The following is a 12,083-nucleotide window of genomic DNA, read 5'->3' on the forward strand; positions in this document are numbered from 1 at the left end:
CGGCCCGGTCAGGCCAGCTGGCCGAGACGCTGCACCAACACGTGCAACCGCCCATGGGCGGCGTTGTTAAACCGGAGCCGCAGCCTGGGGAGGTCGGGGATGTCGTTATCCTCCACCTCCACCGCTGCGGCTTCGGCGCGTTCGATCGTGCCGCAGGTCAGCAGGTCTCCAAACTCGGCATTCAGCGTGTCCAGCGCCTCGTCGGAGACATCTGTGTTCAGGCGTATGTACAGCTTGTTGCCCACGTGTCGGATCGAATGGAACACCCGATAAAAGTCTCGCACGTACGCGACGGCCTCAATCGGGTCGGATGTGATGTGCACGATGTCGAGGTCGACCGGTGAGATCAGCCCGCCATCGAGCAACTCCACCTCCACGTAGTGGCGCCAGCTGCGCCAATACGCATCGCCCGGCGGCTCGAAGAGCACCACCGGCGACGGCGGCGCCTTGCCCGTTTGCATCAGGGTGAGGAGTTCCATCGTCTCGTCCAGCGTGCCAAACCCGCCCGGAAAGACCACGTAGCCCGACGACTCCTTGGTGAGGGTCAACTTGCGGCTGAAGAAGTAGCGGAAGTTGATGTTCTTTCCGTCGAACAGGGCCGCATGCTCGGCACCGCCCGGCTCGAACGGCAACACGATCGAAACCCCGAAGCTGGCTTCCGGGCCCGCCCCCTCGACCACGGCGGTCATGATGCCGGGCCCACCACCGGTCAACACCATCCAGTCGGAATCCGCCAACAGCCGTCCCACCTCGCGGGCCATGCGGTAGGCCTCGCTGTCTTCGGCGGTGCGGGCCGAGCCGAACACGGCGCACTTGCGCACGTCGCCATACGGAGCAAACACCGCAAACGCATTGCGTAACTCCTTGAGTGCCGAGTTTACGATCTTCACGTCTCCACGATCGGTGCGTTCCCTGCCCATCCGCATCGCCGAGGTCACGATCTCCGTGTAGAGGTCGTGATTGCCGTCGAGGTCGGCCTGTTCCACCAGTGCCTTGATCGACTCGTCCAACTGGATATCACCGGTGCGGTAGCGGGGGCGACGGGTCATGCCAACCAGCATGGTGCATGACCGGCCAACCGACGCAGCCGCAACTCACCCGCAGCGCCTGACCCCCTCGACACCCCGTGAGGATTCAGCCTCCTGGAGGGACGAACTCCTCCTGGGGGGGCAAGCCCTACGATGTGCGAGGAGGCCTGGTGGAACGACGTCAACTACTTCGTATGGGTGCCACGGGCGGCGCATGGTGGGCCACACTGGCCACGGCCGGCGGATGCTCCTCGCAGCGCGACGCCGAGCGGAACGCCACCCGGGGGTCGACCTCAACGCGGCAGCCCGTTCCCGAACCGACCGCCATGGTCCGCACCAACTGGTCAAAGGACCCCTGGGCCCGTGGCTCGTACAGCTACCTGCCGGTGGGGGCAACGCCCGAGCTACGCCGGGCGCTGGGCACCCCCATCGGCGATCGCCTGTTCTTCGCCGGTGAGGCCACCGACCTGGGCGACCCCGGCACGGTGCACGGGGCCCGGGCCAGCGGCATGCGGGTGGCGACACAGGTGGCGGCTGCGACCGGCACCGACGAGACCCTCCTGATCATCGGCGCCGGCATGGCGGGGTTGACCGCGGCGTTCGAGTTGAGCGCCGGCAGGTTCGCCGACCGCCGATACCGGGTGAGGCTGGTCGAGGCCCGCGACCGCCTGGGGGGCCGGCTCGACTCGGTCAGACCCGCCGGCCTCGACACCTACGCCGAGCGGGGCGCCTCCTGGGTGCATGGAATCGAAACCAACGAACTGGACACGCTGGTGCACGAGGCCCGGATCGACACCGTGCCCTTTGACTACCGCCAGGCGACGCTGGGGTTGGAGGGCCGGCGACTGCCCACCGACTACCTCGATGAGCCCGCCGATGCCGTCGAGCAGGCAGCCGCCTGGGCCCGGCGACAGGGCGCCGATCAGGCACTCGCCGACGCCGTCGAGGCCAGTGGGTTCGCCGAAAAGGTCGACCAAGAGGCCCTGGAGCACTACCTGACCACCGAGGTGACCGACGAGTACGGGGCCTCAGCCGCACGGCTCTCAGCGCGGTGGGCGCTGGAGGAGGGCAACGAGGGCACCGACCTGCTGGTGGTGGGCGGCTACTCCAACCTGGCACGGCATCTTGCGAACCAGATCCCGAAAGTCGATGTCCGCCTCAGCACACCGGTGGCCGAAGTCGCCCACGACCCCGACGGCGTCACCGTCATCACGCAGACCGACGAGACGTTGAGCGCCGACCGGGTGATCGTCACCGTGCCACTCGGCGTGCTCCAGGCGGGTGACATCTCATTCTCGCCGGCGCTCTCGGAGGACCACCAGACGGCGATCGACGACCTCGGCATGGGCCTGCTTGACAAGGTGATCCTCTACTTCGATACACCGTTCTGGCAGGAGGCCGCGCCAATGTGGACCAGGGTCGCGCCCGGCCATCCGTTCCGAGAATGGTTCAACACCTCCCCCGGCCTGGCCGATACACAACTGACGACCCTGACCGGCGGCGACGTTGCCCTGGCCTGGGCCGAGAAGACCGATCACCAGGTTCAGGCAGCGGCGCTGGGCGCCCTCGCGACCTTCATGGCAGCCGGATGGTGAGCGAACAGGATCACGCCAGCAGCAGTGCCCGGATGCACAGGCCCATCAGGAACAACCCGCCCAGCCCATAGAGGAGATACGCCCAGGCCCGAACCTGGTTGCGGTACCCATACAGGATCCCCACCGTCACCAGTGCCACGAACCCGTAGAAGATGTGAAAGTCGTCTCCGGGCGCCCGATTGCCGGCCAGGTTGGCGACTCCCAAAGCCACCTGGATAAAGATCGACGCCTCGGCGGCGATCACGAACCACCAGAGACCCCGCACCCGCAACGGCGCCCACCAGTGTGCGCCCAGGGCCCACAGCCCAGCCGCCGCGTTCACCCCAATCACCACCCACGCGAAGTTTGCGTGCAGCGTTGCGACGCTCACAGAAGATGGGCGATCATCGGCGAATCAGCCGGGCGGGGATTGGCCGGGTCGACGAACCACTCATGACCGAACGCCACGGCAAAGATGTCATCGGGCAGCTTGAGAAACCACGAGTCATCGCCGATCTGGCTGCGGTGAGCCACCATCGCCCGCCGCTTTGCCCCGACGACCGAGGTGACATCGACGCCGTGGGTGATCAGCGCCTCGGGACTGCCCATTTCCTCGTCCATCTTGGGCGGGTCGTCGGAGGTGGCGTCGCCCAGTTCCGACATCAGGTCGGCGGCACCCGCCATCTGCTCGCGAATCTTGTCCCGGTTCATCGTGGCCCACACCACGCTTGGCACCTCCGCCAACTCGCCCGCCCGGGTACCCACCGTGTGCACCGCGATGTGGTCGGGGTGGCCGTAACCGCCGTGATCATCGTAGATCGTGAACACATCGGCCCGTTCCTCACGCAGGATCGCCGCCACACGTTCGGCGGCCTCGTCGACATCGGCCTGGGCGAAACAGGCCGGGTCGTCGTTGCTGGACTCCCCCGCCATGCCGCTGTCGTGGTAGCCGAGGAACTCCACACGGTGGGCACCCAGAATCGACGCGGCCGCCTGGGTTTCGGCCCGGCGGAACGCGCCGAGTGCCTCGGGGGTTTCGGCCTCACCCTCGACCGTGAAACCGAGCTCGCCGTCAGTGGCGACGATGAGCACCACCCGATGCCCGGCCGCCGACGCCAGGGCCATCGTGCCCCCGGTGGCGATCGCCTCGTCGTCGGGATGGGCATGGAAACACACGAGCGTGGACACGACCGAGCAGGCTACCGCCACGAGCGCGGCTCGAACCTCCGCTCAGCGGACCGGTTCACCTCAAATGTGTGTTCGGGCCGCGCCATCGGCTCGGAGACACATTTGAGCCAACCCGGAACCATTTCGGGCTCAGGCGACAGCGCCGCCCGCTCGCAGCTCGGCCACCTTGGCGGTGTCGGCCCCCAACCATTCGGTCAGCACCTCGTCGGTGTGCTGGCCGGCGTGGGGCGGAGGGCGACGGATTTCGCCGGGGGTGCGGCTGAACCGGGGCGCAGGGGCGGGCTGAGTGATGCCGGCCACCTCGGTGAAGGTGCCACGGGCCACATTGTGCGGGTGCTGGGCCGCTTCGGACATGGTGAGCACCGGGGCGAAGCACACGTCGGTGCCCTCCATGATCTCCATCCACTCGGCCCTGGTCTTGGCCGCGAACACGCCCCGCAGCCTGTCCTTCAGCTCGGCCCAGGCGGTCTGGTCCATCTGGTGGGGCAGGTCCTCGCCCGCCAGGCCGGTGAGGCGCAACAGCTCGGCGTAGAACTGCGGCTCGATCGAACCAATCGACACCCACTTGTCGTCGGCGGTGCGATAGGTGTCATAGAAGTGGGCGGCGGTGTCCAGCATGTTGGTGCCCCGCTCGTCGGTCCAGATGCCCATCGCCTGGAACGCCCAGATCATCGTCATCAGGCTGGCCGAGCCGTCCACCATGGCCGCATCGACCACCTGACCCGCACCTGAACGCCCCGACTCGAGCAACGCCGCACACAGGCCCAAGGCCATCAGCATGCCGCCACCGCCGAAGTCGCCGACGAGGTTGATCGGCGGCGTGGGCTGCTCGCCGGCGCGGCCCAGATGGGCCAGCGCGCCGGCCAGAGCGATGTAGTTGATGTCGTGACCGGCCATCGGCGCGTACGGACCGTCCTGACCCCACCCCGTCATGCGGCCGTACACCAGCTTGGGGTTGCGGGCCAGCATCTCGTCGGGACCGATGCCCAACCGCTCGGCCACACCGGGCCGGAAGCCCTCGAGAAAGGCATCGGCGGACTCGGCCAATTGGAGCACCACCTCGACGCCCTCCGGCGACTTCAGGTCCACCCCAATCGACCGGCGGCCCCGGGTCAGTAGATCGCCGGGCGGAAGGTCGGGGCTGCCCCCCGACACGTTGCCCGCCCGATCGATGCGCACAATGTCGGCCCCCAGGTCTGCCAGCATCATGGCGGCAAAAGGTGCCGGTCCGATGCCCGCAACCTCGACGATCTTGATTCCTGTCAGCGGTCCACTCATGCCATCATGCTCACCGGCCAGCGGCCGACCGGTCAAGACGTGCCGGCGCATCGCCCCGCGCGTGGCGATGCGGGATCACCATCAGTTGGGTCGGCTCAGACGTCCGATTGGCGGAGCGGGCGATCACGGGCGCTCGGGCGCACTCCGACTGAGCGACGTCCCGGGTTGCTGAGGGCGCAGCCGACCGCGGATCGACGCCAGGCTGGGTATCGGCGGGTTGAACTTGGCCAACAGCGGCCCGAGCACCGCCAGGATCAACACGTAGGCCGCGGCGGTCGGCGCCAATGCCGCGTTGACGGTGGTGCCGGCGGCAAGCCCGGCGATCACGATGGAAAACTCCCCTCTGGCGATCAGCTCCATGCCCGCCCGATCGCGACCTTTTGGGCCCACCCCCAGCTGTTTGGCGGCGTAGCGGCCGGTGGAGATCTTGGTCATGGTGGTGACGATGGCGAGCAACGCTGCAACGAGGAGCACCGGCGGCAGGTCGCCCGGATCGATACGCAGGCTGAACAGCACGAAGAAGATCGCAGCGAACAGGTCGCGTAACGGCGTCAGCAGCGCCTCGGCCCGGTCGCGCACCTCCCCCGACAGCGCGATGCCAACCAGGAACGCCCCAATCGCCGAGCTGACCTGGACCTGCTCGGCAAGGCCCCCGACCACGAGGATCCCGCCCATCACGCTCAGAAGCAGCGCCTCGTCCGAGCGCGCCGAAATCACTTTGCTGATCGGCCCACCGAAGCGGATGGCCATGATCAACGCAAGCGTCGTCACCGCCAGAGCCACACCAACCGAGAGCGTGCCCGACAACAGCGAGCCGCCCACCAGCAGCACCCCGAGCACCGGCAGGTAGGCGGCGACAACCAGGTCCTCGAACACGAGAACTGCGAGCACCGCCGGCGTCTCGCGGTTGGCCATGCGATCCAAATCCGAGAGCAGCTTCGACACCACCCCGGATGACGAGATGTAGGTCACCCCGGCCAGCATCAGCCCACCGATCGGCCCCCACCCGAGCACCAGGCCCGCTACGAAACCCGGCGTGAAGTTGAGCAACACGTCGACGAACCCCGCCCGCCACCCGTTCTTCAAGCCTTCGGTCAGTTCGGCGCCGGTGTATTCCAGGCCAAGTACGAACAGCAACAACAGCACGCCTATTTCCGACGCAAGGTCGATGAAGTCCTCGGCGAAGTTCAGTTCCACCAGCCCACCGGTGCCGAAGATCAGTCCGGCCGCCAGATACGCAGGAATCGGGCTCAGCCCGATCCGGTGGGAGAGACGGGCCAAGAATCCCAGCCCGATCAGAAGCACGCCCAACTCGATGAACGCGCGGGCGACATCGGCACCTGCTGATGCCAACACAAGCTGGTTCACGGAGCGCTCAGCTGCTCAGTCGTTCGCTCAGCACCTCGAGCCCGTCAGGCATACCGACGGCGAACACGGTGGCGCCCACCTCGAAAAGGTCGTCTGGTCCGGGCGACGGCGATGCCTCGCCATCGCGAATGATGGCCACGATCGACACCCCCGTCTCAGATCGCACCTCGGACTCGCGCAGTGTGACCCCGGCCCAGGCCGACCCCGGCTCGACGGTCAACCAGTCGAGGGTGATGCCCGCAACCTGATGGCGAAGGCGCGCCACCTCGTCGGACAGGCGGCCGCCGCCCAGCAGTTCGGCCAGGTCGCGTGCCTCGTGCTCCTCCAGATGCACCATGGCCCGGCAGGCGTCTGGGTCGTCCTTGTCGTAGAAGGCCACGTCGCGACGCCCGGTCCGGTGCACCACCACCCCCAACTGTTCGCCGTTGTCGGTGGTGAAGTCGAAGCGTGCGCCAACACCCGGCAGTTCACTCTCAGAAACGCGTCCCATTGCCCTCAGGCTAGGCGGCGGCCTTGGCCCTCGGCCTGAAAGACTGGGCCGATGGCGTCCTTCCCGACCTCCACCACGCCGTCGCCGAAGTCGCCTCGGGGTGGCGCGCTCGACCAGGTTCCGCAGTGGCTCCGCCCCCTGGCGCCGGTGGTCATGATGCTGGCGGTGATGTGGGCGGTGGAGATCATCAACATTCCGTTGGGCGGGCGGCTGGATCGCTTTGGGGTGCGACCCCGCGAGTTGGCCGGCCTGCCCGGCATCGTGTTTGCGCCCTTCCTGCATGCGGGGTTTGGCCATCTGATCGCCAACACCGTGCCGTTTCTGGTGCTGGGCGCCGTCGTCGCCTACACCGGGCTTCGACCATTCCTCATGATCACTGCGCTCGTTATGGCCGGTAGTGGCGCCGGAATGTGGCTGTTCGGCTCGACCAATTCGGTTCAGGTGGGCGCCAGCGGGCTGGTGTTCGGGTACCTCACCTACCTGTTGACCCGCGGGTTCTTCGCCAGGCGCTTTACCTGGATCCTGGGCGGCGCGCTGATCGCCCTGTTGTACGGCTCGATGCTGTGGGGCCTGATCCCCCGGCACGGCGTGTCGTTCACCGGCCATCTGTTTGGAGCACTCAGTGGCATCGGTGTGGCGTGGCTGATGCACCGCGACGACTCAACCGATGAGAAACTGCACCCCTATGCTGAGATGACGTCGCCTGGTGGCGGCGACACCAACGGTTCAGCACCCTGGGGGGACACATGACCACCACCGATCGTCTGAGTCCGTTGGACTCCTCGTTTCTCCACCTGGAGAACGAGTTCGCGCACATGCACATCGGCAGCACGTCGATCTTCGAGGGGCCACCCCCACCGTTCGAGGATGTTCGGGCGCTCGTGGAATCCAAGCTCATCGACATTCCGCGGTACCGGCAGGTGGTGCGCTTCGTACCGATGGACCTGGGTCGACCCGTGTGGGCCGACGACCGTCACTTCAACCTGGAATTTCACGTACGCCACACTGCGCTCCCGCTCCCGGGCGGCCGCGAGGAACTGCGCCGCCTGGTGGCCCGCATCATGTCCCAGCAGCTGGACCGCAGCCGACCGCTGTGGGAGATGTGGGTCGTCGAAGGTTTGGAGGATGGCCACTGGGCGCTCATCTCCAAGGTTCATCACGCCATGGTGGACGGCGTGTCCGGCGCCGAACTGCTGTCAACCGTGCTGGACATCAGCCCCGACGCCACCATCGCCAAAGCAGCCGAGTGGGCGCCGCGATCGTCACCTTCCAACATCGAGCTGGCCACCGACGCGGTCGCCCAACTTGTGAAGAGCCCCTACGAGCAGGTGCGGGCGTTGCGTGCAGCCGGTCGGGTGCCACGCCAGGCGATCGAACAGCTCAAAGAGGTGGGCGCCGGGCTCAGCTCACTGGCGGGGATTCTGTCGGCGACACCCGAGAGCACCCTGAACGGGCCCATCGGCCCCCACCGGAGGTACGTCTGGACGTCGATTTCGGTGGACGACATCAAGACGGTTCGGGCCGCGCTCGGCGGCACGTTCAACGACGTGGTGCTGGCCACGATCACCCGGGGCTTCCGGTCACTGTTGCGAGCCCGCGACGAGAGCACCGACCGTGTGGTGCGCACGCTGGTGCCGGTTTCGGTGCGGCCGCGCAACGATGGTGAGGTGGCTGCCGGCGACGGCACCATGGCCAACAAGGTGTCCGCCATGTTCGCCGAACTGCCGGTGATGCTTGACGACCCCGGCGAGGCCCTGGCGGCCGTCTCGGAGCAGATGGCCGACCTCAAGGAGTCCAAGCAGGCGGTGGCCGGTGAGGCACTCACGTCGATGGCCGACTTCGCCCCGCCCATGCTGTTGGCGTTGGGAGAACGGGTGGCCGCCCGGGCGGCTCAGCGCAACGTCAACACGGTGACCACGAACGTGCCCGGTCCCCAACTGCCGTTGTATTCGCTGGGACGGCGGATGCTGGAGATCTTCCCGTTCGTGCCGCTGGCCGGTCAGGTGCGCGTTGGGGTGGCCATGTTTAGCTATTACGGCACCGTGTACTTCGGTATCACCGGCGACTACGACACGTGCGAAGACATCGGCGTGCTCAGCGACGGCATTGAGGCGGGCATGGAGGACCTGCTGCACCTGGCTCGGGCCGCCTCCTGAAGAACGCTCCGCGCTGACCGAGCGTTGCCCGCTGAGCGGGCAGAATGCAAGCATGGATCTTTCTCCGGCATTCCTCCTCGAGTTTGCCAACCGAATCGGAGCGGCGGCCCAAAACGTGATGGAGGTCGCCCGGTTCGGCGGCCTGGAAACCGATGAGGTGCCTTCACCGTTCGAGGTGACCTACGAGCACCGCACCTATCGCCTGCGTCGGTACTTCCCCGACCTGGTGCCCACCACCAAAAGGCAGCGCTTGGCCAGGCCGCCGGTGGTGCTGGTACCACCCATGATGTTGTCGGCCGACGTGTACGACGTGGCACCCGCCATCAGCGCCGTGGCCCACCTGGCCGCTGCCGGAATCGACCCGTGGGTGGTCGACTTCGGTGCACCCGAAAACGAAGAAGGCGGACTGGAGCGCACGCTCACCGATCACGTGCTGGCGGTCAGCGATGCGGTCGACCGGGTACGGGAGCAAACGGGTCGTGACGTGCACCTCGGTGGCTACAGCCAGGGAGGCATGTTCTGCTACCAGGCCGCCGCCTATCGGCGCAGCGTCGGGTTGACCTCGGTGGTGACCTTTGGCAGCCCGGCCGACACCAGCGGCATGGTTCCCTTTGGTATCCCCGAGGACGTGGCCGGCCGGGTGCTCGGGCTGGTGGCCGACAACCTGCAGCTCTGGGGTCTGCCATCGTGGGCCTCGAGTCTCGGCTTCAAACTGATGGACCCGCTGAAGTCGTTGCGGTCCCGAATCGACTTCGTCACCCAACTGCACGACCGGGATGCGCTGCTCCCCAGGGAGCGGCAGCGGCGATTTCTCATGGGCGACGGGTGGGTCGCCTGGCCCGCCCCGGCGCTGGCCGACTTCATGCGTCAGTTCGTCGCCCACAATCGCATGTTGCAGGGCGGCTTCGTGATCGAGGGTCGCACGGTCACGCTGGCCGATATCTCGGTACCGGTGCTGACGTTCGTCGGCGAGGTCGACGAAATCGCTCCAACCGCGGCTGTGCGGGCCGTGCACAAGGCCGCTCCTCGCACCGACATCTATGAGACGTCGATGCGAGCCGGACACTTTGGCTTGGTGGTGGGCAACACGGCTGCCACCGTCACCTGGCCGACGGTGGCGGCGTGGGCCCTCTGGCGCGATGGCATTGGCGAACAGCCGGTCAACGTAGCTCGGGTTGGCGACGTGGCAGAGTCCGAGGCGGACATCGTCGGCTCCTCCGAGCGGGCCGCGTTCAACCTGAACCTGGCGGCCGGCGTGGGCTTGAACATGGCCCGCTCGGTGGTTGGCACCCTCGTCGACACCGGCAAGACCGTGCAGAGCCTGACCGGTCAGGCCATGGCCCAGTTGCCTCGGCTGGCCCGCCTTGAGCAAGTGGGCCACGACACGCGCATCAGCCTGGGGACGCTGCTCGATGAGCAGGCCTCCAGCCACGCCAACGACCCCTTCTTCCTGTTCGAGGGCCGCAGCCACAGCTACGCCGACGCCAAGGTTCGTATCGACAACGTGGTGAAGGGCCTGATTTCGATTGGGGTGCGCCAAGGCGAACACGTTGGAGTGCTGATGGACACCCGCCCATCCGGCCTCGCTGCGGTGGCGGCCCTCAGTCGGCTGGGAGCCATCGCCGTGATGCTCCGACCCGGCCCCGACATCGCCCGCGAGGTGCGGCTCGGTGAGGTGGACCGGATCGTGGCCGACCCCGAGAACGGCGCGCTGGCCGTCGACGCCACCTCGGTGCCCGTCTATGTGTTGGGTGGCGGCGGCGACGAGCGGGACCTCGGCCCACGGGTGACCGACATGGAGCGCATCGACCCCGACGCTGTGCGGATTCCGGCCTGGTACCTGGCCAACCCGGGTCGGGCCGAAGACCTGGCGTTCATCCTGTTCACGGGCGGGGGCGACAAGATCCGCATCAACCACATCACCAACCGGCGTTGGGCCCTGTCGGCGTTCGGTACCGCCTCTGCCGCAGCGCTGTCATCGAGCGACACGGTGTACAGCGTCACGCCGATCCACCACCCCAGCGGCCTGCTGACCAGCATCGGCGGGGCGGTGGCCGGAGGCGCCCGGCTGGCCTTGGCCACCCGCTTCGACCCGACCACGTTCTGGGACGAGGTCCGTCGCTATGGCGTCACCATCGTGTCCTACACGTGGACGCTGGTTCGTGATCTGGTCGAGGCACCGCCCGACCCGGCCGAGCGCCACCATCCAGTCCGCATGTTCATCGGCTCCGGGATGCCGGCGGGACTGTGGAAGCAGGTCACGGATCGGTTCGCTCCGGCCACCGTGCTGGAGTTTTATGCCTCCACCGAAGGCGCTGCGGTGTTGGTGAACCTCAGCGGCCGCAAGGTTGGTTCCAAGGGGCGCCCGCTGCCGGGCAGCGCCGAGGTCCGACTTGCCCGGTACGACACCGTCGCCGGGCGGCTCATCGAGGGACCCGACGGCTTCGCAATCGAGTGCGACGTCGGCGAGACCGGGATTCTCTTGGCCCAGGCCCGTCGAGCGAGCGGCATCATGGCCGTCACGCCACTCCGCGGCCTCTTCAATCGCAACGATGCGTGGATCGCAACCGACGACCTGTTTCACCGGGATGAAGACGGTGACTTCTGGCTGGATGATCATGTCCCTGCGTTGATCCGAACGGCACAGGGCACGGTGCCATCTGTGCCCATCGAGGATGCCCTGGGTCGGCTCGATGAGGTGTCGCTCGCCGTTGCCTACGGCGTGGCGTCTCCCGCTGGGGATGACGAGGTGGCGGTTGCTGCGGTAACCCGGTCGGGCGGCCGCGAGATCGACCCGGTCACATTGTCGGAGGCGCTCGACCGGCTTCCGGCCCACGAGCGGCCGGTGGTGGTCCACGTGGTGGAGGACATCGACCGCACCGCCTGGTTTCGGCTTCGGAAGTTCGCTCTGCGCCAGGCCGGACTGCCCGGGGGAGGCGAGCAGTTCCATCTCGACCAAAACTCCGGCGCCTACGACACAAGCAGCTGAAGGGCGGCCAGG

At 67.3% G+C, this 12,083-nt stretch carries 10 protein-coding genes; 4 read left to right on the plus strand and 6 right to left on the minus strand.

The genetic code is table 11. The features are described 5' to 3' along the window. Window positions 1-8: 8 nt before the first annotated feature. Entirely contained in the window at window positions 9-1,049 is a 1,041-nt protein-coding gene (locus tag MPARV_RS0110205) for an LOG family protein (protein WP_051011991.1), read from the minus strand. A gap of 149 nt (window positions 1,050-1,198) precedes the next feature. Here MPARV_RS0110205 and MPARV_RS0110210 point away from each other — a divergent pair, with 149 nt between their 5' ends. After that, window positions 1,199-2,623, plus strand: a complete 1,425-nt coding sequence (locus tag MPARV_RS0110210; RefSeq protein ID WP_157789549.1) for a flavin monoamine oxidase family protein — start codon at window positions 1,199-1,201, stop codon at window positions 2,621-2,623. A 10-nt stretch (window positions 2,624-2,633) separates the two neighbouring features. Here MPARV_RS0110210 and MPARV_RS0110215 read toward each other — a convergent pair whose 3' ends face one another. The 5 genes from MPARV_RS0110215 to MPARV_RS0110235 form a co-directional block, all read right to left on the minus strand. Further along, window positions 2,634-2,993, minus strand: a complete 360-nt coding sequence (locus tag MPARV_RS0110215; RefSeq protein ID WP_012223181.1) for a hypothetical protein — start codon at window positions 2,991-2,993, stop codon at window positions 2,634-2,636. Next, window positions 2,990-3,790, minus strand: a complete 801-nt coding sequence (locus tag MPARV_RS0110220; protein ID WP_020378162.1) for a PIG-L family deacetylase — start codon at window positions 3,788-3,790, stop codon at window positions 2,990-2,992. Before MPARV_RS0110220 ends, MPARV_RS0110215 begins: the two co-directional genes overlap by 4 nt. A gap of 129 nt (window positions 3,791-3,919) precedes the next feature. After that, entirely contained in the window at window positions 3,920-5,068 is a 1,149-nt protein-coding gene (locus MPARV_RS0110225; RefSeq protein WP_031278150.1) for a CaiB/BaiF CoA transferase family protein, read from the minus strand. 123 nt (window positions 5,069-5,191) lie between these two features. Next, window positions 5,192-6,436, minus strand: coding sequence for a cation:proton antiporter (locus MPARV_RS0110230; RefSeq protein WP_020378163.1), 1,245 nt, complete (start codon window positions 6,434-6,436; stop codon window positions 5,192-5,194). A 7-nt stretch (window positions 6,437-6,443) separates the two neighbouring features. Further along, on the minus strand, window positions 6,444-6,926 hold the full coding sequence (locus MPARV_RS0110235) for a cation:proton antiporter regulatory subunit (RefSeq protein WP_012223173.1): 483 nt from the start codon (window positions 6,924-6,926) through the stop codon (window positions 6,444-6,446). 51 nt (window positions 6,927-6,977) lie between these two features. Here MPARV_RS0110235 and MPARV_RS0110240 point away from each other — a divergent pair, with 51 nt between their 5' ends. Genes MPARV_RS0110240 through MPARV_RS0110250 form a run of 3 tightly spaced genes read left to right on the plus strand, consistent with a single transcriptional unit; the run spans window position 6,978 to window position 12,071 of the window. After that, window positions 6,978-7,676, plus strand: a complete 699-nt coding sequence (locus MPARV_RS0110240; protein ID WP_012223170.1) for a rhomboid family intramembrane serine protease — start codon at window positions 6,978-6,980, stop codon at window positions 7,674-7,676. Then, window positions 7,673-9,082 carry a WS/DGAT/MGAT family O-acyltransferase gene (locus tag MPARV_RS0110245; protein ID WP_020378164.1) on the plus strand — a complete coding sequence of 470 codons (1,410 nt, stop codon included), beginning with the start codon at window positions 7,673-7,675 and terminating at the stop codon, window positions 9,080-9,082. Before MPARV_RS0110240 ends, MPARV_RS0110245 begins: the two co-directional genes overlap by 4 nt. A 52-nt stretch (window positions 9,083-9,134) precedes the next feature. Continuing rightward, complete coding sequence (locus MPARV_RS0110250; protein WP_012223166.1) at window positions 9,135-12,071, plus strand: AMP-binding protein; 2,937 nt, start codon at window positions 9,135-9,137, stop codon at window positions 12,069-12,071. The last annotated feature ends 12 nt before the right edge of the window (window positions 12,072-12,083 follow it).

Source organism: Candidatus Microthrix parvicella Bio17-1 (genome assembly GCF_000299415.1).
Lineage (GTDB): Bacteria > Actinomycetota > Acidimicrobiia > Acidimicrobiales > Microtrichaceae > Microthrix > Microthrix parvicella.